At 47.0% G+C, this 20,450-nt stretch carries 19 protein-coding genes and 1 pseudogene; 14 read left to right on the top strand and 6 right to left on the bottom strand.

Annotated elements, in window-relative coordinates; all coding sequences use genetic code 11:
* Window positions 1–168 precede the first annotated feature (168 nt).
* The 3 genes from MHI43_RS17315 to MHI43_RS17305 all read left to right on the top strand — a co-directional run bounded on the left by MHI43_RS17315 (window position 169) and on the right by MHI43_RS17305 (window position 1,631).
* Complete coding sequence (locus tag MHI43_RS17315; RefSeq protein WP_036660662.1) at window positions 169–648, top strand: GyrI-like domain-containing protein; 480 nt, start codon at window positions 169–171, stop codon at window positions 646–648.
* Between the two features lie 76 nt (window positions 649–724).
* Window positions 725–1,213 (top strand): hypothetical protein, encoded by a 489-nt coding sequence (locus MHI43_RS17310; RefSeq protein WP_036660993.1) that lies wholly within the window; start codon window positions 725–727, stop codon window positions 1,211–1,213.
* Complete coding sequence (locus MHI43_RS17305) at window positions 1,206–1,631, top strand: DoxX family protein (protein ID WP_015735618.1); 426 nt, start codon at window positions 1,206–1,208, stop codon at window positions 1,629–1,631. The genes MHI43_RS17310 and MHI43_RS17305 overlap by 8 nt, the downstream gene beginning before the upstream one ends.
* A gap of 102 nt (window positions 1,632–1,733) precedes the next feature.
* Here the strand turns inward: MHI43_RS17305 and MHI43_RS17300 are convergent, their stop codons facing one another.
* Window positions 1,734–2,765 (bottom strand): nitroreductase family protein, encoded by a 1,032-nt coding sequence (locus MHI43_RS17300; RefSeq protein ID WP_036660661.1) that lies wholly within the window; start codon window positions 2,763–2,765, stop codon window positions 1,734–1,736.
* Between the two features lie 59 nt (window positions 2,766–2,824).
* Entirely contained in the window at window positions 2,825–3,307 is a 483-nt protein-coding gene (locus tag MHI43_RS17295) for a MarR family transcriptional regulator (RefSeq protein WP_015735616.1), read from the bottom strand.
* A 334-nt stretch (window positions 3,308–3,641) separates the two neighbouring features.
* Between MHI43_RS17295 and MHI43_RS17290 the strand changes: the two genes are divergently transcribed.
* Entirely contained in the window at window positions 3,642–3,974 is a 333-nt protein-coding gene (locus tag MHI43_RS17290; RefSeq protein WP_051425303.1) for a glycerophosphodiester phosphodiesterase, read from the top strand.
* Between the two features lie 211 nt (window positions 3,975–4,185).
* Here MHI43_RS17290 and MHI43_RS17285 read toward each other — a convergent pair whose 3' ends face one another.
* Window positions 4,186–5,088 (bottom strand): LysR family transcriptional regulator, encoded by a 903-nt coding sequence (locus MHI43_RS17285; RefSeq protein ID WP_341283287.1) that lies wholly within the window; start codon window positions 5,086–5,088, stop codon window positions 4,186–4,188.
* Window positions 5,089–5,213: 125 nt separating this feature from the next.
* Between MHI43_RS17285 and MHI43_RS17280 the strand changes: the two genes are divergently transcribed.
* The 9 genes from MHI43_RS17280 (at window position 5,214) to MHI43_RS17240 (ending at window position 16,596) form a co-directional block, all read left to right on the top strand.
* Window positions 5,214–6,299: a polysaccharide deacetylase family protein gene (locus MHI43_RS17280; protein ID WP_036660659.1), complete on the top strand. Its 1,086-nt coding sequence runs from the start codon at window positions 5,214–5,216 to the stop codon at window positions 6,297–6,299.
* A 43-nt stretch (window positions 6,300–6,342) separates the two neighbouring features.
* Entirely contained in the window at window positions 6,343–7,584 is a 1,242-nt protein-coding gene (locus MHI43_RS17275) for a YbfB/YjiJ family MFS transporter (RefSeq protein WP_015735613.1), read from the top strand.
* Between the two features lie 152 nt (window positions 7,585–7,736).
* The gene (locus tag MHI43_RS17270; RefSeq protein ID WP_015735612.1) at window positions 7,737–8,420 is read left to right on the top strand and encodes a response regulator transcription factor; all 684 of its coding nucleotides are present in this window, start codon (window positions 7,737–7,739) and stop codon (window positions 8,418–8,420) included.
* Entirely contained in the window at window positions 8,421–9,422 is a 1,002-nt protein-coding gene (locus MHI43_RS17265; RefSeq protein ID WP_036660658.1) for a HAMP domain-containing sensor histidine kinase, read from the top strand.
* 101 nt (window positions 9,423–9,523) lie between these two features.
* A complete protein-coding gene (locus MHI43_RS17260; protein WP_036660657.1) occupies window positions 9,524–10,462 on the top strand; it encodes a VanZ family protein in 939 nt (312 codons plus the stop codon).
* A gap of 24 nt (window positions 10,463–10,486) precedes the next feature.
* The gene (locus tag MHI43_RS17255; protein WP_036660991.1) at window positions 10,487–11,170 is read left to right on the top strand and encodes an ABC transporter ATP-binding protein; all 684 of its coding nucleotides are present in this window, start codon (window positions 10,487–10,489) and stop codon (window positions 11,168–11,170) included.
* Complete coding sequence (locus tag MHI43_RS17250) at window positions 11,167–13,764, top strand: ABC transporter permease (protein ID WP_036660656.1); 2,598 nt, start codon at window positions 11,167–11,169, stop codon at window positions 13,762–13,764. Before MHI43_RS17255 ends, MHI43_RS17250 begins: the two co-directional genes overlap by 4 nt.
* 309 nt (window positions 13,765–14,073) lie before the next feature.
* Window positions 14,074–15,414, top strand: a complete 1,341-nt coding sequence (locus MHI43_RS17245) for a two-component sensor histidine kinase (RefSeq protein WP_036660655.1) — start codon at window positions 14,074–14,076, stop codon at window positions 15,412–15,414.
* A 240-nt stretch (window positions 15,415–15,654) separates the two neighbouring features.
* A complete protein-coding gene (locus tag MHI43_RS17240; RefSeq protein ID WP_036660989.1) occupies window positions 15,655–16,596 on the top strand; it encodes a hypothetical protein in 942 nt (313 codons plus the stop codon).
* Window positions 16,597–16,722: 126 nt separating this feature from the next.
* On the opposite strand, the pseudogene MHI43_RS17235 reads toward MHI43_RS17240, so the two are convergent.
* Window positions 16,723–16,821, bottom strand: a pseudogene (locus MHI43_RS17235) (AraC family transcriptional regulator); the annotation flags it as partial.
* Window positions 16,822–17,006: 185 nt separating this feature from the next.
* Between MHI43_RS17235 and MHI43_RS17230 the strand changes: the two are divergent.
* Window positions 17,007–17,492 (top strand): DinB family protein, encoded by a 486-nt coding sequence (locus MHI43_RS17230; RefSeq protein WP_036660653.1) that lies wholly within the window; start codon window positions 17,007–17,009, stop codon window positions 17,490–17,492.
* A 231-nt stretch (window positions 17,493–17,723) separates the two neighbouring features.
* On the opposite strand, the gene MHI43_RS17225 is transcribed toward MHI43_RS17230, so the two are convergent.
* The gene (locus tag MHI43_RS17225) at window positions 17,724–18,623 is read right to left on the bottom strand and encodes a DMT family transporter (RefSeq protein ID WP_036660652.1); all 900 of its coding nucleotides are present in this window, start codon (window positions 18,621–18,623) and stop codon (window positions 17,724–17,726) included.
* A gap of 228 nt (window positions 18,624–18,851) precedes the next feature.
* Window positions 18,852–19,751 (bottom strand): dihydrodipicolinate synthase family protein, encoded by a 900-nt coding sequence (locus MHI43_RS17220; protein WP_036660650.1) that lies wholly within the window; start codon window positions 19,749–19,751, stop codon window positions 18,852–18,854.
* Between the last annotated feature and the right edge of the window lie 699 nt (window positions 19,752–20,450).

Below are 20,450 nucleotides of genomic sequence, written 5' to 3'. Positions count from 1 at the left end.
TGCTGCAAGCTCTTGACCCGAGTTGAGGTTAAGAAACCAAGTGATGGAATTCATCCGTTTTAACTTTTTTCATAAGCCCTCTAAACAGTATCATTTTTTGACATGATTAAAAGTTATGATTAACCCATCGAACGAAATGAATATTCAAAGAAAAGGAAGGGATTGAAAATGACAAATTACATCCTCGAGGAAAAAGACAGCTTTATCGTTTTAGGAATTGGAACTGAGCTTCAGAGCGACTACACCGACTATGCGGGCATTAACAAGGAGAAGGCCGACTTTTGGGAAGCCGTGAAGCAAGACGGAAGGTTGGACACGTTAAAGGGCATCGCCGCAAATGACTACATTTTTGCCGTAAACGAAGCGGTTAACAACAAGATGATGTTCTACGCCGGCGTCATGACAGAGGAATCGGTGCCCGAAGCAACCCGCGTTATCCAATTTCCTAAAGGGGATTACCTCGTTGTAAAAGGGGAGGGGCAGTCGGCTGATGAGTTGAGTCAATTGCTTGCTGGTATCGCCTTTGGTCAAGTATTGCCGGAAGCCAACAATTTCGCTTATGTCGGCGGGCCGAATGCCATGGTGGATATGGGTCAGCGAAACGGCCAAAAATTAGGCGAAATGTGGATTCCTGTTGTTCGGAAATAAAGAGCCGTGAATGATTTTGATGCGAGCTTTGCCCATAGAAGAAGTAAAGCTCGCAATACTATTAGGAGGGATGATCGTGTCCAATATCGTTGATTTTAAACATGTATCTTCAACTGGTTTAGAGTCTTCGCCCGTAGCAGAAGCGCTTGCTGGTTTACGAGCGAATGAAGCCCGTTACTTTATGAACAAGTATAAGCATGCATTTACGGTTGTACCGGCTAGCGAGAGCCAGGAGACCCTGGATTACGTGAACCGAATATTGAAAGAAGAGCGTGATCTTGAGTTTGCGGCCAAACCATTGGAAACGTCACGTTTTCAAGTGGAAAACATTCAATTTGCCTATGTTTTTTACGAGAATGGTCTCGGGTTAAACGTAATGTATACAGTTGATGATCCTAAGAAGCGAGCCGTTGGTATTAAGCTTTCGGAGGGGATGGAGGTGCCCGAAGAGTTAGAAGGGAAGTTCAAGTTCGCTAGGCAGAAGTCGAAACTTGCAGGAACGATTCGAGGCTCGTTTTTTGTAATCAAGAGAGAATATTATGAAGAGGTGGAAACCAATGAATAAGGTGATCGGTGTAGAAACAAGCATGAAAATAAATACCCGCCCTCTAGGGAAAACGGTTGCTTATTGGTCAGTCACAGGATTGCTCGCAGCAGCTATTATGTTAAGTGGTATCGGACAGTTGATGCAATATGGGGGAAACCTCGAATTGGTGACGAATCTGGGCTATCCACTATATGTATTGACCATTCTCGGAATTTGGAAAGTGCTTGGTGCCATCGCTCTCCTCGTGCCAGGTTTACCTCGACTTAAAGAATGGGTTCACGCCGGCATCTTCTTTTTAATGACGGGTGCGGCATTATCTCATGCATTTGCTAACGATTACGGGGATTACGGGTTTAATCTTATCCTACCGCTTTCTTATGCGGTACTTAATATCGTCTCGTGGGCGCTACGGCCACCGAAGAACCGCTTATCTTAAGAACAGGGCGAAATCACGGCTATCTGAACGGGGTTATTGCACAAATACGACGGAGTGGACTTCGCATCAAGCAATCTGGGGAGGTCCACCCCGCTTATATCATTATAGATGCGTCAGGTTAAGGAGCGGGGGAGGAGACGATTCCGATTGCAACGATCGACCGTTTTCTCCGAGCTCCAGCACCGCTACAACCCGCTCCTCCGGCTGAATGCCGAACACTTTGCACTGATCCTGGTCATAAATCCATTCCGGTATCGATCGGCGTGCGTTCCACGGCCTGGATTTAACCAATAGTTGTACGTTCTGGATCAAACAGCATATCGCCGCATAATCCTCCTCCTGCTTGTGGGGATCCTCTTCATGCTCTGCTATAATCAAGAGAAAAGCCGATGATGTATATCCTTCCGAATTCGAGAGCTTTGCGGCCGCTTCGCTGCCCGTCACATAGATAAAGCGCCACGGTTCTCTTAGTCCGTCATTCGGGGCCCAGACAGCGTCATTCAGCACTTCCAGAATGCTTTGCGCTGAAATCCGGCCGCGTTCCGACCGAAGCCCATTCGCTTCTCGGCCTTCGCCGACGGCGGTCCATTTCTGCTCGGCCGGCGTTCTTCTTCGGGCTCTCGGCGCTTTATCGAAATATCCAATGTGCAAAATCCCGGCAAACCTTTCACCTTCCTGCAAACCGATTTCCGCAAGAAATGACTCGCTTTGAAACATGGGGTCCGTGTCCCACAGCGCTCCCAATCCACGTTCCCAGCCAAGCAGCTGAAAATTTTGCATCACACTGCAAACTGCAGCGAAGTTTTCGTCGCTCTGCCGCCGATCGGAGGCCGATTCCGTGATGAAAATCAGGTGAGCGGGAATTTCCGTTACTCGTTTAATGAAAAAATCAATCATTTTAGGGGGCATGAGCTTAACGAATCGGTTTTCCTTCATCTTGGTCATCATGCTCTCCACCAATCTTTGACGCGACTCCGGCGTGCCAGCGATAAGACAGCGCCAGCGGGGCGTACCTTTGTCTTCGTACAGGTTGACCGCATCGTTCAACAAGGATACGACCAGTTCGGGAGGTACCGGCGTTGTGTTGAATCTCCGGATGGTTCTGCGTTCTCTTATCGTTTGGGGAATATTCAATTCGATTCCTCCTTATATAATTTAGTTTACTGGTAAACAATAATGTTAAAAAAATTTACTTATCTCTCGCTTATATACCGGGCCATTCCTTGAAAAAACTTCAACATCGTCTGCAGCTCGCTTTCGGAGTAATCGTCCAAAAATCGCATAAAGCGCTGCTCCTCTGCTTCGTGCAAAGTCCGATGCAATTCGAACAGCTGCTTTCCTTGGGGCGTTAGACGAAAATATACTTCTTTGCGATTGTCGTTAAGCTGGGTCCGATGAATAAGGTCAAGCGCAAGCAGTTTCTTGCTGATTTTGGTAATGCTTGCCTTCGACAATTTTAATTTTTCGGCAATCGCGGAATGATTGATCGGTTCATGTTGGCCGATGCAATCCAGGACATGGATGGTCGATAAATTTCCAGGTACGCCTTTCAGTTGATGAAGCTGGACCATCTCTTGGATTTCTTTAAGTTCCAGTTCCATTCGCTGTTCATGCAAATGAGAGAAGTGAAGCAGCTGTTCATAAATGATTGACTTGATGCGATCAGGGTAATCCATAGTTCCGGTCTCACACTCCATATTGTTTACTTGGAAATTAAAATATCACAGTTTGTCGGATTCAGCAAGTGCCGCATGCATCTTGCATGTGATGTCCGACAATCAGCTACTGAGCATTTTGAGCGCTGGGAACAAGCGAAATGTGTTATTGACGATCTGAATGCAAGAGTTGGAAGAAACGCATTGTGCAATAGCGCCGCTCACTGTAATATACAGGTGATGAGCGCTCGATTTATTAAAGGACCGGATCATCATTGATATTGAATTGAAGCAGATGGGCGATCTATACCCGGGGATGGAACAGCTTGTACTGGATATGGTCTAGAAAAAAGGAATGCAGGAGCAGGTCTTCATCACATCTTTCGACCACTATTGCCTCGAAAGAGTAAGACAGCTTGACGATACAATCGGCCTTGGCCTGATCAATATCGGGGCTTCGCCGGCATTTTTTCCATTTGCCAAAGAGATCCATTGCGGCTACATGTCGATTGAACATCAACATATTACGGAGCCTTTCATCCAACGCTGTGCAGAAGAAGGCATTCAGCTCATCTCCTGGACAGTTAATCAAGAAAGCGACATGAAATTGGCAGCTCAATATCCTTCCTTGCTTATCTGCACGAACGAGCTGGAACTCTGGGCGAAGGTATCCGGCCAGAACGGGTAGTCCTGGGGTATGGCCGTGGACCGATACAACATATATGCTTAAAAGTCGCACAGGTGCGGCTTTTTTTATTTTACGTAAAGAGGACGATTTCCAACTTTCCGCGCACGCTGCAGCCCTGAACAAGAAGGGCATGAACAGCACGGGACTTTACCGCCGAAATTTTTCATGGGAGTTAACTCATCGTCATTTTCCATACAGGTCCTGTCGAATTTTAGAGAGCAGGCTTGGGTTCGCGGATGCTCCGAATGGCCTCCATTAACAATAAAGCTGCCTTGCCTAGGACGTTTTTGTCTTTATAAGCGATGCCTATCGTAATGACAGGATTCAAATCGGTTATTGGTCGTATAACCAAGGAGCCCTCCTGTTCCAGACCGCTGTATATCGGAACAATCCCGATACCGAGCTCGGCCTTTACCATTTGTTGAATCACAAAGAAGCTTCCAACCTCCATACAAGAGAACAGGTTATCCCCAGCCTCATAAATCGCCGTTTCCCAAAGCTCCCGATAGATACAAGTCGGTTCTTTGACTAGAATGGTATGCCCCGCGAGGTCGCTCGCCGTGATGCTATCTCGATCGGCTAATGGGTGATTCATGTTTAACATGACGCCTAATCTTTCTTCAAACAGCGGCTCAAACTCCAGCATGAGCTTCGAAGGTGGAGCCGAGCAAACACCAAAATCGAGTTCGCCGGCCCGAACCCTCTCCGCAATGGATCTGCTGCCGCCTACTTCCATCGTTAACTGCACCTTCGGTCTAGTCTTGCAATAGCGGGCTATCACGGCCGCTAGCTGCTGGCTTGCGACAGGCTCGATAGAGGAAAAACGCACTGAGCCGTTATCTCCCGTTGCAATATCCGAGACGGTCTGCCTCATGGCTCCGATCGATTTCAGTAAAGCCGAGGCCTCATGATAGAGCCATCGGCCGGCTTCGGTCACAATCACGCGTTTTCCGTCGCGCACGAACAAAGAAACGCCAAGATCCGCTTCGAGACGCTGAATCTGAAGGGTTACCGTAGAAGGAGCATATTGGAGTTCCTCGGCGGCTTTCAAAAAATGTCCAAGACGCACGCAAGCCTCAAAGGTCTTTAAAGCTCGAAGATCCATCATTTCCATCACCTTTGTTTAAGTTATCTGAATCATTCATTCATATTATTCAATTTTACAAAACATTCCCGGGATTTTACAATAGGGTCACACCGGTATTCTGATGAAAAGATATTACAGAAGGGGGATTTACGATGTCTAATTTGGTCATTACTCGCGGCAATCCGGCGCTTTCTCACTGTGCCTTTACGTTTGATGACGGACCGATGCGGATTCCTGTTGACGCATGGCTGGATGCTTTGGAGCAGGGAGGCGCGTGCGGGACGTTTTTTTTAACGGGCGAGTGGTTTGATCGGTATCCGGCGAAAGCAAGAGAAATGATAGCCAGGGGCCATGAGCTTACCACGCATACCTACCATCACCGCAGAATGGCAGATGTGACCAAAGCCGTATTCTTGGAAGAGTTGAAATGGGCTGAGCTTGCTTATCAAGAAGCAACGGGAAGGCCGGTTCCGACTTTCATGCGGTTTCCTTACGCCTCTTATCGGGAAGAGAATTTGGAATGGCTTCGGGAGTGGAACTATCTGGTCATCGAGGGGGAGGATACCGTCGACTGGTCGGGACCGCCAAGCGCGCAGCTTGTGGAGCGGGTGATACCTAAGCTGGATAATGGGACGATTTTGATGTTTCATGCCAATGAAATCGCCAAAGAAACGCCGCAGGCCGTAAAATCGCTTGTACACCATGCTCACGCCAAAGGTCTTGATATGATCACCGTATCCGATCTGCTACATGCCAATGGCATCAGGGCAGGCGAACGCAGCTGGCAAGTCCGCTTCAAACCGATTCTCCCGAACTCTTACCAAAGTGAGCAGTGGAAGAGCGTCGCTGACGAGGATGAATTGCGGAAGCTGGCTGCCGATTCACTTGAATGGGGGAACCCGAAAGCTCCGACGGGGTCAGGAGCTTTCGGCAAATGGCTGCAAGCGCTCTCCATGCAGTCTCCGTCGGATGGTGAAACGCGTTTTGTCGCACGCAGCTTTGCCGGACAGCACTGGGCATACGTGCGTGCTTCGATCCGGGGCGGCACGCTGATACTGGAGGACTTCGCTACGAAGGAAGCCCATGCGGATGCTATAGTCTATATCCTGCAATGGGCGGCTCACGAGGCATCAGCCTTGGGTTGCGAATGGATCACCAGCACACAGGACATGCGCCGGATTCACAAGCTGTGCGAACAGATGGGCATCGAAGCCGAGATTGTATTGCAGGAAGGGTAGCGGTTCATGGTTCGCCTTATTATTTTGGGGGAAGATGGGGGATATGGGTACTAAATCGGCATGGAATTGGATTACGCTATGGGCATCGTTATTATTTGTCGTGATACTCGGTTTTTCCCGGCTCTCCTACGGCATGTTTTTGCCCGGGATCCAGAGGGTCATCGGGGGGAGTTATGGACAGTTGGGTATACTCGGCACCGTCAACTTTATCGGTTATTTAATCGGGACGTTGTGTCTTTCCCCATTGATCTCCCGGTTTCCAGACCACAAGCATATCATGAATCGGATGACGTGCTTATTGCTCGGATTAACTTTGATCGGCTCGGCATTTAGTGACCATTTTACCCAGCTTGGGCTTTGGCGGTTCGCCATCGGATTGTTATCTGCCTTCGCGACCGTGTTAGTCCTGTCCATTGCCATGGATGCCGTTCGACCGGCGGAACGAGGCGTTGCATCGGGTCTTATATGGCTGGGCGGATCTGCCGGCATTCTAGTGACGGGTTTGTTCGCCCCCTTTATCATTGATCCTTCACACCTGCAGGGTTGGCGGTATGCTTGGGTAATCATGGGCGTATTCGGTGTAATTGCCGCGCTCGGTTTCGAGTTCGTTGTTACCAGAGAGAGGGGAGTCGTAAAAATACCCGCGCCGACCGAATCGAAGCCAAGGGACCAAGAAAGCAATCATGTGTATCGTCTCCTGTTGAACCCCAATAAGCTCTTGTTCCTAATCGCTTCTTATTTCTTCTTCGGCTGGGGATACATCATCTATTTCACGTATTTGATTCCCTATCTGGTGAACCAAGGCATTCCATCCCTCTATGCCGGGCTGATATGGTCCGGTATCGGATTCGCGGGTTTGTTTAACGGATGGATCGGAGGCAGAGCCATTGACCGATGGCCGAACGGGTATACGCTGGCGTCGGGATTAACCTTAGGTACGATCGGTGCGTGTGGGGTAATCACTAATAATATGTTCTTTACTGTACTTGGAGCCACCACGATTGGGTTGGTTTCCTTTATTACCCCTCCGCTGATGACAACAGCGCTTCTTCGTCGTCATGTCCCTCACCACGCGTATGCGCCAAGCCTCAGCATAGCCACTGCTTTTTTTGCCTCTGGACAGATCATCGGTCCCATCGTTGGAGGTTTGATCGTCGAACAATACGGCTTGCCATTCGGCGTGGCATCCAGCGCCATCTTTATGGCGATTGCCGCTGCGTTGGCTGTATTGTATGGACAACAGCAACGAAAGCTTGAGATTCGAGATTTGCCTATCCGTAGTTGATGTTGAAGCATCATATTGAGGCAGCTGGTCAAATGATCGGCTGCCGTTTTCATTGAGGCAACGGCTTTTATTTTTCCTAATGCGTTGGTAAACTATCAGAATGAAGATGGGGTCATAAATTTAATCATAACGTTAGGATGATCTTTTTGGATATGAAATTCTTGTTAGTGGAAGATGATAAAACGATTGCGTCCGGTCTGGAATATTCGCTGCAGCAAGAGCGCTATTCCACCGTTATTTGCCATGATGTCGCATCTGCAAAACAGGTGCTCGCCGAAGACATCGATCAGTTCGCTTTATGTTTGTTCGATTTACAGCTTCCGGACGGAAGCGGCTATGAATTGTGCAAGATGGTGAAGGAGCGGCGTGACATTCCGGTCATCTTCTTAACCGTGATCGATGATGAGGTTAATGTCGTGATGGGGCTTGATATGGGAGCCGATGATTATATTACCAAACCTTTTCGAGTGCGTGAACTTCTATCGCGGATCAAGTCTGTTTTAAGAAGATATCAAAAGCCGTCCCAAGTTAACAGCATCATGGATATCGATGATATCCGCATCAATACGCTGGAAGGGAAAGTGTTCAAGAACGGTGCCGAGATAGCGTTGACCGCTTTGGAATATCGCTTATTGCTCATCTTTGGCAATCATATCGGGCAGGTTCTCTCAAGAAATCAGCTATTAGAGCAAATTTGGGATGTGGCCGGCGATTTCGTGAACGACAATACGTTAACCGTTTATATCAAAAGACTGCGGGAAAAGCTGGAAGATGATCCTGGACATCCGACATTGATCAAAACCGTGCGCGGACTGGGATATAAGGTTGGTGATTAGATGCTGCGCAATCGAGAAATTATGATGTTATTGTTCGTCATGGGTTCCGTCAGCCTTGCGGGGATTGTTGCAGCTCTTATGATCTCTCCTGCCGCCGCAATGCTCGTTTTCTTTCTATCGATTTTGCTCATTGGCGGCAGCTTGTTATTTACGAAATGGAGATACCGCGAAATTGAAAAGCTGTCCGTCTATTTGCGGGAGATTAGCAGCGGCAATGATACCCTTGACGTGCGGGATAATACAGAAGGCGAGCTTAGCATCCTAAAGAATGATATTTACAAAGTGACGCGCATGCTGTCGGAACACCGGTCGCTATTGCAGCGGGACAAACTTCAATTGACGGATGCCATCTCCGATATTTCGCATCAGCTCAAAACGCCGCTCACCTCCATGACCGTCATGGCGGATCTGCTAAGCGCCCCTGACCTGCCTCCGGTCAAAAGAACGGAGTTCACCCACCATATTCGCATCCAGCTTGAACGGATCGACTGGCTTGTTTCTTCTTTATTAAAGCTCTCGAAAATGGACGCGAAGACCATCCCATTCAAAAAAGATCGAATACCCATGAAAAACCTTATCCAAAAGGCATTAGAGCCGGTAATGATTCCGATGGATATTAAGGGACAGACGGTTTCCATTGCGGGGAAAGACGATGTCTCTTTTGTCGGCGATTTCAATTGGACTGCTGAAGCGGTTATCAATATTTTGAAAAACGGAGTGGAGCATACGCCTGAAGGCGGTGCGATCGCCATCTCATTTTCCGAAAACGCGTTATACACGGAAATCGTCATTGCCGACAACGGAAAAGGCATTCCGAAAGAAGATTTGCCGTATATTTTCAAACGTTTCTACAAAGGAAAGAATGCTAGCGAAGGGAGCATCGGCATAGGGCTTGCGATGGCTCAGAGCATCATTGCCAGCCAGAACGGCGTGATCGATGTGACGAGCGACAGCGAGAAGGGTACGCAGTTTCGGATTAAATTTTATAAGCAGGTGATTTAGCGGCACTCCGTAAGTGACTGAATTGTCACCTCCATCGTCACTGTAAAGTCATTTTAGACAGATAAAATGATATTCATCAGAAGAACGATGGAGGTAAGACAATGCAATCGAAGCAACAGCGTAAGATTATTTTTGCTATTACGATATTTTACACCCTGTTTATTCTTTATTTTTTGTTTTTCGCTTTCGGCAGAGTAGGTAAGGCAGATCAAATCAAGGGGTACACCTTTATTTTTTTACCGGACGATTTTTTTAGGCTGCCAGGTCTATCCGACCTTCTACATCCGACGTTGATGGATTTTGTGGGTTTCGGGAACGTCGCCGCTTTCATTCCTTTTGGCATATTGATTCCGTTGTTATATCGAACCAACTTTGTTCGCTTCATGACTTTGTTCGTCCTGTCGATTCTTGTGCTGGAGACGATTCAGGCGCTAACTTTCCTCGGCAGCTTCGACATGAACGACCTCATTCAGAACTCAACGGGCGCAGCCATCGGATTCGGGGCGTACAAACTTGGCTTTCGTAGAAAAAACTACTGGAGAAATATTGCTGCTTCGGGTATTTCCAGCATTGTCCTGATGCTCGGGGTGTGGGGGATCTTCGGGATGGTTGACCAAGCGTTCACCAAAGAGATGGGTCCCTTTGTGGCGATAAACGATTTAAGGAATAGTACTGGGAATCCTTCAACAGGACTCAAAACGGCCAGTTTTGAGATTGGCGGTCAAGATGTGGAACCCCAATATAATGTGTACAGCATTGAAGGTAAAAACAAGGAAACGTACACATATACGTTTGGCAATAAGAAGGAGTTGTACCTTTTCTTGAATTATGGAATTCCCGATCAGCAGGATTCCCAAGGCAGCATTAGGGTTACCGCCGATGGACATGAGTACCTGACTGTATCTGTTGAAGCCGGACGCCACGAGCCGGATATGGGCTTGATTTATTTCCCCAAGGCCGATGAGCTTACCATAACCATTGAGGGAAATGTAACCCTGTGGGATGTTGGATATCAAGAGATGGTCTATCGCTGGAATTGAGCATGAAGGGAGGGAGCTATGGAAATGGAAATTTTAAACATCGAGCATCTGTCTAAAATATACGGTACAGGCGAATCGGCGGTAAAGGCGCTTGACGATGTGTCATTTTCGGTTCAAAAAGGCGAATTTGTGGCCATTATCGGACCGTCCGGATCGGGAAAATCGACCCTTCTTCATCTGCTGGGAGGCGTCGATCGACCGACAAGCGGCAAGGTTTTCGTTGAAAATACGGACATCTATGCATTGGACGAAACGCGACTGGCCATCTTCCGGCGGCGACAAATCGGACTGATCTACCAGTTTTTCAATCTGATTCCCACCTTAACGGTGAAAGAGAACATGACGCTTCCGCTCTTGCTTGACAACCAGCAGGAAGATAAGAAGCAGTTCGATGGGCTCGTAAAGACGCTAAATTTGGAGCATCGTTTAAACCACCTGCCCAATCAGTTATCCGGCGGACAGCAGCAGCGGGTTTCGATCGGCAGAGCGATCATCAGTAACCCTGCCATCATGCTGGCAGACGAGCCCACCGGGAATTTGGACAGCAAAAATAGCAGCGAGATCGTCGATTTGTTGAAAATGTTGAATAAAACCTATCATCAGACGCTGATTGTCATCACTCACGACGAACGAATCGCTTTGCAGGCCGACAGGATCATTTCAATTGTAGACGGGAAGATTGCCAAAGACGAGGTGATCCGTCGATGAATATTGTCTACAAACTTGCCATCCGGAATTTAAAGCAAAACAAGAGACGAACACTCGTAACCATCATCGGCGTCATCATTTCGGTTGCCATGGTGACAGCTGTCGCTACGCTTGTGTTCTCCTTCTCGGATTTAATGATCAGGCAAACCATCGCGGATAGCGGGGAGTGGCATGTCCAATATCAAGATGTTACCAAAGAACAGCTTGCGGCGATACAAGCCGATGAGGCAACTAAAACGGTTGCGATTACAAGGGATCTTGGCTTCGCTCCTTTAGAAGGGGGACAGAATCCCAATAAACCATACTTGTTCATCAAGGAGTATGATGCGCAAGGTTTCACGCAATTTCAGGTTGAACTAAGCAAGGGGCGTCTACCCCATACGGACAAGGAAGTCGTTATCTCCGAGCCCGTTGCAACGAACGCCAAAGTGAAGTACGAAATCGGCAATCGTCTAACCCTTCGCATCGGCGAACGATTCGAACAAGGGGGCGATCATCCTTTGGATCAGACTGAACCGCTGCGCAGGGAAGAGGGCGCTTTGACCGAAACTTTGCAGCATATCGAGACAAGGGATTATACGGTGGTCGGCTACATCAAGCGTCCCGAATGGGAAACGGATTGGTCTCCGGGTTATACGATGATCAGTTATGTCGATGAAAATATGATCGGGGCAAAAGATCACGTGAATGCAGCGGTGGTCTTGCAGAAAATCAAACCGTCCTTGTTCGCGCATGCGGAAAATGTGGCAAAGAGAAACGGCATCGAATCGGTCCAATACAATAACGACTTGCTGCATTATTACGGCTTATCCAAAAACGAAGAATCGTACAGCATGATGTACTCTTTATCGGCGATCCTGATGGCGGTCATTATGATCGGCTCGGTTTCGCTCATCTATAATGCGTTTGCGATATCCGGCTCGGAACGTTCCCGTCATTTAGGGATGCTCGCGAGCGTCGGGGCTACGAAAAGGCAGAAGCGAAATTCCGTGCTTTTTGAAGGTGTCATTATTGGCCTGATTAGCATTCCGATTGGCATTCTATGCAGTCTTGCTGGGATCGGAATCACCTTTTGGTTCATGAACCCGATGATTGAAGGGGCATTATGGAGCAGTGAAAAGCTGACGGTCATCGTCACGCCGTTATCACTCTTGATTGCCTGTGTTGTTTCGATGCTGACGATTTTCATTTCGACGTATCTTCCGGCGATCAAAGCATCCAAGGTTTCCGCTTTGGACGCAATTCGCCAAACGTCCGACGTTAAACTTACGGCGAAAGCCGTGAAAACGTCGAGGTTCATTCGCAAGCTCTTCGGCATCGAAGCGGAAATCGGATTGAAAAACTTAAAAAGAAACAAACGGAGATATCATGCCATTGTATTTTCGCTTGTCATCAGCATCGTTTTATTTTTGACGGTATCGTTTTTTACCACCGGCATGAAACAATCCCTGGAATTGTCGCAGGAAGGCGTCAATTATGATATTCAATTGTCGTACAGCAATGGAAAAAGAATAGACGACCGGTTGCTGCAATCGATTGTATCCTTAGATGGTGTAACGGATTACAACCTGATTCAAGAGTTCTATAAGCAGGCTTGGGTCGATGAAGCGTACATCGCCGATGAATTGCAAGAGATGGTTAAGAAGGATAAGGGTTTACTGCAAGGCGGAAAATACCCTTACGAGATTAAGATCCATGCATTAAACGATTTGAGTCTGCAAGCCTATGCCAATGCCGTCGGTGCAAATTACGAACAGCTTAGGGATCCGGATCATCCTGCCGCGATCGTGATGGATACAATCCGCTACCAAGATATGGATTCTGGGAGATATGTCCAGACAAAGGCCGTGTATACGAATGTCGGTCAAAATTTCGAACTAACGAATAGCTATAAAGATAATGCGGAAGAAACGAAGGTAAGCCGGGTGACCGTTGCCGCGTTGGCGGATCAAGATCAAGCGCCGATGGGGATGAGCGGGGCAGGCGTGTGTGGGTTAAATATGATCGTGTCGGAACACATCATGGATCAATTGGCAGACGACGAGGAGCTGGCTAACCTTCAGACATACCTCTATTTGAAAAGTACGGAGCCGATGAGAACACAGCAGGAAATCGAAGAGATGTTTGAGACCAATCTGAATGTCTACAATGTATATCAATCCAGAAAAAGCGAAGAACAACAGATTCTATTGACGGCCGTCTTTTCTTACGGTTTTATCGTATTAATCTCCGCGATTTCCATTGCGAATATTTTTAATACCATCTCAACGGGCTTATCCCTTCGTAAGCGAGAAATTGCGATGTTAAAATCCGTTGGCATGACGCCAAAGGGCTTTGCGAAAATGATGAACTATGAAAGTATTTTTTATGGAGTCAAGTCGCTGCTGTTCGGGCTTCCCGTCAGTTTCGCCGTGATGATTCTGATTTATAGGTCATTTGCGAACAGATTCAGCTACGGATTCACCGTTCCCTGGCTGAGTGTGCTTTCTGTTGTCGTCGCCGTATTTGTTATTGTCGTTTCTGCGATTATTTTTTCCAGCAGGAAATTAAAAAAGGAAAACATTATTGATGCGTTAAAGCAGGAGAATATATAGGCAGATCGAAATTGACTATCAGGAAAGCCGCAAAAGTTGCGGCTTTTTTGCTTGAAGTATAGAAGTTCTCGTTATAACGCTCACCGTATTTCCTTCCTGTGTTAGACTAACCTTATACCACTTGTTAGGAGCCTGTGTGAAGATGAAGACATTCACGATCTTGTACATGGAAAACAATCAGGAAATTAGCACCTGGCCCAGAAACTTTCTATGCGGACAAGGCTATGAGGTGATCTGGAGAACAGGGCTGGACTCCCGTTCCCCTCAGATGATCGAGACGATTCGCCGCGTTAGATACCGAGTGAGAACATGAGGATGCGCACCTCGTTAATGAGCAAATACCTGGCTCTGATGATGACCGCATTGCTGCTATGGCCAGTCATTCCAGCGATGTTTTATTTACCGGGTTACCTATTCAGCGAGCATTCGATGTATCGTCCGGAAGAGATCACTCGTAGGTGGCAAGAGGAGGCCATCAAGCTGAATGGTGCAGGAAGTGGGAAGATTCAAGCCCAACTGGGCGAGTTGAGCATGGAATATCCGGAAGCAGAGATGTTCTGGGTCGATTCGGCGGGTAGAACGAATGCGATCAAGGTCACCTCGAACGATATCCCGGCGCAATGGAGTTATGAGGATATGCTCTCGCTTCAAACCCTGGATAGCAACCAGGAAGCGTTTACCTTGACGGCTCTCATCGGAAACGATCCAAAACAAGGCTTTATGGTGATGAGTCTTCCCGAATCTTATATTATATCTGCGGAAATGTCGTTTCCAGAAAACATGCCGTTAGCCATTATGTTCTTCACCGTCTGTCTATGCTTTCTGGTACTGTCATTTCTGTTCTTCGTGAATCTTCGAAAAAGATTGATTAAACTTCGATCAGCGATGAACTTAAGCGGGAAGACCGGCTTCCCGAATGAAGTCGTTATTAGCAAGGAAGACGAGATTGGAGAGCTGGAAGGCGCCTTTAACCGGATGGTCTGCGAGCTTAAAGAAAGTCAGCAGCGGGAGCGGGAGGAGGAGGAACTGCGTAAGCAATTCATTTCGAATATTTCCCACGATCTCCGGACTCCGTTAACTGTCATTCGGCAGCATGTTCATTCCGTTCGAAGTAATCCTGCTGCTTCCCAGGAACAGACGTCGCTTTCTATCATTGATCACAAGCTGGATGAAGTCGACAAGTTGATGGATAACCTGCTGTCATACTCACTGCTATCGGCGGGTAAGTATCCCATTAACATCCAATCGATCGATATCACTGAAGAAGTTCGTAACCGCGTGGCCGAATGGTATCCGATCTTCGAGGCAAAGGACTTTGATGTTGTTGTCGAGCTGCCTGATTGCCCGATCCTATGGAATGTAGACCCCATGTGGCTTCATCGGATCATTGACAATGTGTTCCAGAACGTGGTGCGTCATGCTGGAGCTGGCCGATACATCGGCATTCAAATCACGGATTATCCAAATCAGGCTATTATCGTACAAGACAAGGGTCCCGGCACTTGTAACGAGTCTCCTGAAAAAGGAGCTGGAATTGGATTGTCCATTGTATCCATGATGACCAGGGAGATGGGTTTGCAATGGGAGTTGAAGTCCGAAGCAAACGGAAGCTCGTTTTATCTTTGGAAGGATAGCGGCGGCAGCATTTAGATTACATAGAAAATTACATCAAGTAAGCCCTGAAACCGACGAACCTGATCCATTCGATAATGCGTGCACGGTTGCATGCAGTTTCTTTTTTGATCAATTACCTCGCGTAAGGCTACTTATGCAGAAATTTAACCCATTCTTAAACTTAAGGTCGCTTTACTTTTCGATTCAGAAGATAGAATGGGATATGCAAGCAGCGTTATTTAAGGAGGTAAGTAATCCAACATGAGGTATGATAACATGGCAATGTCGAAAGAGCTGCAGGCGCCGTTATGGATGACTTTGCGTCGCAAATGCGGCTATGGAGCAGCCATATCGGTGCTGCCGTATCTGTTGATCAAAATCGCTTGGACTTTAGGTTTCTTCATTCCGACCGAACAAATGGGCGATGTTAGTTGGCGTGCGATCAACGCAGCTACCGTAGTGCTCGCAATGATCGGAATCCTGCTGGCGCTGGCGTTCAGCATGCCATGGGGCGAACGTCTTCCTGCTTGGCTGGTTGCCATCCCCATTTGGATGGGTACGGGTCTGCTGGTTCCTATGCTGCTCTTGGCTCCGGTACTAGGACCGGCAGCAATGACTCGGGATAAGGAGGCAGGCGCCGCCGATGTTTGGGTTTATGAACAGTTTTTCGTCATGATATCGCTGGTCGGTGTCGGCATTTGTCTGCCTCTCGCCCTAGCAGGTTACGCCAGAACACGCTGGCCGGAGGCCTTCGGCACATTCTTTGATTATCGTGATTTACCCGGGAACACTTTGAAGCTGCAGCAAACATTGGCCAAGTTTGTTGGAGTTGGCTGTATTCTACTCGGCACCATCAAGGTGTTTTGGGCTGCGGGAGGGACCTTCGGCATTGACCCGGCAAGAGTGGATGAACGCGATGTGTGGTGGCATCTGCTGACGTTTAGTACCGGAGCATGGTCTTTCGCGGGAGCGTGGGGAGCTCGGGTTCTAACTTCGGATAACGGATCGCGAAGGTTTCTCCCCCCGATGGCAACGGTGTGGATTTCGTCGGGAATGTTATTCTCATACAATCTCTTTTCCGCCATACGCACGGACTCCCAATTTTCTCCGGAGTACCCGTTGCTGCGGGTGTTGACCACGGAAGCGGGGATGATCTTGGGGATCATAATGGTAATGATCATTCTTCTAGTGCTGCACGATCGACGGCGAGTCTTGTAAACTACCCGTACCGCTGTTTTTTGTCAAACGACAAGAACATGAATACACTGAAAAGCCGCATACCATGCGGCTTTTTTGTTTGAAGCATATAAAGTTCCTCACTCCATTACGAATCGCCATGTTACGTTATTTTTTCTGCTTTTTATAGATTAAAGGTGTCATGTTCATTGTTTTTCTGAATTGATTGATGAAATAGCTGGTGCTGTTAAATCCTACCTGATTGGATTGGGACGTCCTGCATCATGGCTATGGTTTTGTTCTTAGCTTTGAATAGAGACGCTTCATCCAACAATACATGATATGTTAGAGGTAAACCTCGGATCCGGAATCTTCATAGAGGGAGGATAATGGAATTAGATCGCGAATCATGAGTATACGCAACAAAGTTTATGATTACAGGAGGCTGTGATATGTTGAAGCTATTCGAGTATAACTGGCAAGTACGCCAAGATTGGTTTGACTGGTGCGATACCGTGAGCGAGGAAGAGTTGTTGAAACAACGCACCGGTGGCATAGGAAGCATTCTCTTCACACTGTATCATATCGTGACCGTTGAATATGCCTGGTTGTGCGGGGATTTGCAAGGGAAAGAGCTGGATATCCCTTCGTTCGAGGATTGTGCAAGCGTCAAAGGATTAAGAGATTATTCGGCCCGAGCCCATGCGGAAATTGCTCCCTTCGTCTACGACTGGAATGATAGCTTGGAAGATCGCATCATGGTTGACACGAACCAGGACGGGGAACAGGAAAGATTTACATTCGGTGAAGTGATGCGTCACGTGATCGCCCATGAAATTCATCATATCGGTCAATTGTCTATCTGGTCGCGAGAAATCGGAAAGCAGCCGGTTACTGCAAACTTGATTCATAGAGGGTTATTCGATATAAAATGCTGATGTATTCTATTGAACGATAAACATGCCAGGGTCAGCATATGGACGAGTTCACAGCTATGCAATCGGCAAAGATGCCCGAACTGCTTATCCCCAACGAATGGCGTAAAGAACAAAAATCCTTCAGTTCTAGTATGGAACCGAAGGATTCATCTTTTTGTTCTTACTCCATCTACTTGATATCGAGCCATATCCTATTGGGTTTAGCGGTTTTTTTTGTCACATGCTTTTAGCTTACACAGTGGTTGTCAAAGCTTCTCTGTTCCGAGTACGAAATCGAATATTACTGTAAAAAATTCCGCCCAGAATGATGATCACGCCAATCCACTGAGACCAGCTTATGGTTTCTCCCAGGACTAAAGAGGACATGGCGATGACAACCGGCAATTCGGATGACGTAAGAATGGTTCCCAATCCCGAACCGACATGCGGCATTCCAATCGAATACAGAAGAGGGGGGAGGACGCCGCCGAATATGCCCAGTGCCAATCCGTAAGGAATGATTCCCACAAATACATCCAAGTCGAATAAAAACGTTGGCGGAAAAACGATAAATACGGTCAATACGCCTCCCGTGGAAAGTAGGGCGCTTTTTAAAATGGGAGGGGTTTCCTTTTCAACCGATCCACTCAAAAATACGAATGCGGAAAAGGACGATGCCGCAAGCATTCCCCAGAGGCATCCCTGCCATGATAACAATATGGGTTCTTGGAATAGGATATTGGCTGCCAACACGGAACCAGCCAAAAGCAAGGCGATGGAAATGAGTTTCGTCTTGGTTGGCTTTTTCTTGTGGAATACCCACTCCAACAAGGCTCCGATCCAAACAAATTGGAACAAAATAACGATTGCTAGAGAGGCGCTTAAAGTTTGTAGGGCTTGATAATAAAATATGCCCGTTAACCCGAAGGGAATTCCAGATAGGATAAGCTTTGAAGTCTGGATCCGAGTCAGTTTTTTCTGTTTGGTAAATAACACGGCAAGCCAACAGAGGACAACGCCGAAGAGATACTGTCCTCCGGTTACTGCGGACACGGTGAAACCTGCTGCATAGGCCAATTTAACGAAGGTGGACAAAACCCCATAACTGCAGCCTCCTAAAAAAACGATCAATGCATAGTGCCATAATTTCATCTAATCATTATCCTCCTTAGTTAAACGCAAAAAAGCCACACAAACGACCGTACGGCCTTTGCGTGGCGAAAATGGAGAGATAGCTCTCCAGAAAAGTCCACATCATCCCAAATAGGTTTTAGGTAAGATATTAAGTTCATTTAACAGTATAAAAGCATACTTTGATCCATGTCAATTACTATGCATAAAAATATTAGGGCTGCGCAACAGCCCCAATATAGATGTCAATCAAGATGATTCCATAAGTTGAATGTCAACAAGTATGGACTTCAAATGCTCTCTGGCTGAAGGATTCAGTGGTTGTAACGGAAGAGGGAGGCTGGGACTTGAAATCAAGTTATCCATTTCTGCTGCTGCAGATACTACGCGAAGACTACCATATTGGCGAAATAACGTCCAAATCGGTTCGAGCTGTTTAGAAAGGAGATTGGCTTCGTCTGCAAAGCCCTCCAAAGCCAATCGAGTCATCCTCATGCATGTCTTAGGAAATAAGCCTCCCAGCACCGAGTACCAAGCTTCACAACCTGCATTCAAGCCGGTGGCTGCAAACGGATCATTGCTTACTCCGATGGTTACGCCGGAAGGAATGAGCTCGCGGAGATGGCTTACTCGTGTCTTGGCTGCTTCAGGTTCAGACGGCACTCCAGGGATCTTGATTGAACGTACATTGGGGAGCTCAGCAATTCGGCCATGCAGTTCATCGCTAAAATGAAAATGCGTAGTCCCCGGATTATCATAAACGCAAAGCGGGATAGAGAGTGAGCATGTCACCTGTTTATATAAGGAGTATACTTCTTCATCCGTTAATGCTTGGTAAGAAACAGGAGCTAACAGCACCGCACTTGCTCCTGCTCTTTGTGCGTCTTCTGCCAAACGAAGCACATCAGCCGTGCGCATTGCGCTTATGCTTGTCATCACGGGAATGCCCTCAGCGTAACCGACCGCAAGTTGCAAAACCCGGTAGCGTTCCTCCCGGCTCAGATAGGCATAGTTACCTGTAGAACCCAGTGCCCCGATGGAGTCTACGCCTGCTGCTGCCAATCGTTCAATTAGCTTAACAAATTCATTTTCATTAATTCCTGTTTCATTCATTGGGGTCAGTGGAAAGGCGGATAATCCATGGAACATGAAGCTACACTCCTCCAAATGTTAACTTTCATAAATAACACAAATTATAAGAATCAACTGGACTCACTTAAAGATCCAATTTCAAAACACTCTATTAGGCCAATTTATCAAAGTAATATTGGTGTGTCGGTTTCAAACAAAAAAGTACCTTGATGGAAGTGGATATGCCGTCGGTAGACGGAACCGGAAAAATCGGAAAAGAAGGGGAGGAAAAACTTTTTTTTAAAAAAATTTATGTGAAAACCGGAATGGAATTACTAAATTCGGTCGATATGGACAACTCAACATCAAGATAAATAACGGACTGGAATCTCCCAGGGCCCAATAGGTCGTAGCGATGCAAGAACAGATGCAGCTTGAAGATTCGATTTCTACCTATTAGTAGGCATGTCATTCCATAGAACGGAGATGGAAGGACAAGAATCGATAGAAGGAAGCCATCGCAAACCTTGGAGAATCAAAGATGATTTGATATCCATCATTTGAACAAATGCCGACGAAGTTACGGCCAACATTGTAATGTCCAAAAGTAGTCAGAATGTTTCTGTCTAGACAGAAACACGCGGAAGTTAGCTATTTACAGAATCAATAACGCTGGCTAAAATGAGCTTACTGATGCATCAGTTTGGCAATAAATCCTACTTAACCTATTTGAATTATAATTTTACTTGGAGGTTAAACTCTAAAAAATGGAAAAGG

The sequence above is a fragment of the Paenibacillus sp. FSL H8-0457 genome (assembly GCF_038051935.1).
GTDB classification, from domain to species: Bacteria; Bacillota; Bacilli; order Paenibacillales; family Paenibacillaceae; genus Paenibacillus_AQ; species Paenibacillus_AQ lautus_A.
Note: the sequence above shows the minus strand (reverse complement) of the source record. Positions and strands in the feature narration are given on the sequence as shown.

Excerpts from the sequence above, each read along its gene's own strand:
- MHI43_RS17295 (WP_015735616.1), bottom strand. The coding sequence starts at position 3,307 with ATGGATTACCCTGATCGCATCAAGTCAATCATTTATGAACAGCTGCTT.
- MHI43_RS17270 (WP_015735612.1), top strand. The coding sequence starts at position 7,737 with ATGAAATTCTTGTTAGTGGAAGATGATAAAACGATTGCGTCCGGTCTG.
- MHI43_RS17280 (WP_036660659.1), top strand. The coding sequence starts at position 5,214 with ATGTCTAATTTGGTCATTACTCGCGGCAATCCGGCGCTTTCTCACTGT.
- MHI43_RS17245 (WP_036660655.1), top strand. The coding sequence starts at position 14,074 with ATGAGGATGCGCACCTCGTTAATGAGCAAATACCTGGCTCTGATGATG.
- MHI43_RS17260 (WP_036660657.1), top strand. The coding sequence starts at position 9,524 with ATGCAATCGAAGCAACAGCGTAAGATTATTTTTGCTATTACGATATTT.
- MHI43_RS17250 (WP_036660656.1), top strand. The coding sequence starts at position 11,167 with ATGAATATTGTCTACAAACTTGCCATCCGGAATTTAAAGCAAAACAAG.
- MHI43_RS17255 (WP_036660991.1), top strand. The coding sequence starts at position 10,487 with ATGGAAATTTTAAACATCGAGCATCTGTCTAAAATATACGGTACAGGC.
- MHI43_RS17275 (WP_015735613.1), top strand. The coding sequence starts at position 6,343 with ATGGGTACTAAATCGGCATGGAATTGGATTACGCTATGGGCATCGTTA.
- MHI43_RS17230 (WP_036660653.1), top strand. The coding sequence starts at position 17,007 with ATGTTGAAGCTATTCGAGTATAACTGGCAAGTACGCCAAGATTGGTTT.
- MHI43_RS17225 (WP_036660652.1), bottom strand. The coding sequence starts at position 18,623 with ATGAAATTATGGCACTATGCATTGATCGTTTTTTTAGGAGGCTGCAGT.
- MHI43_RS17305 (WP_015735618.1), top strand. The coding sequence starts at position 1,206 with ATGAATAAGGTGATCGGTGTAGAAACAAGCATGAAAATAAATACCCGC.
- MHI43_RS17290 (WP_051425303.1), top strand. The coding sequence starts at position 3,642 with ATGCAGGAGCAGGTCTTCATCACATCTTTCGACCACTATTGCCTCGAA.
- MHI43_RS17285 (WP_341283287.1), bottom strand. The coding sequence starts at position 5,088 with ATGGAAATGATGGATCTTCGAGCTTTAAAGACCTTTGAGGCTTGCGTG.
- MHI43_RS17240 (WP_036660989.1), top strand. The coding sequence starts at position 15,655 with ATGGCAATGTCGAAAGAGCTGCAGGCGCCGTTATGGATGACTTTGCGT.
- MHI43_RS17220 (WP_036660650.1), bottom strand. The coding sequence starts at position 19,751 with ATGTTCCATGGATTATCCGCCTTTCCACTGACCCCAATGAATGAAACA.
- MHI43_RS17265 (WP_036660658.1), top strand. The coding sequence starts at position 8,421 with ATGCTGCGCAATCGAGAAATTATGATGTTATTGTTCGTCATGGGTTCC.
- MHI43_RS17315 (WP_036660662.1), top strand. The coding sequence starts at position 169 with ATGACAAATTACATCCTCGAGGAAAAAGACAGCTTTATCGTTTTAGGA.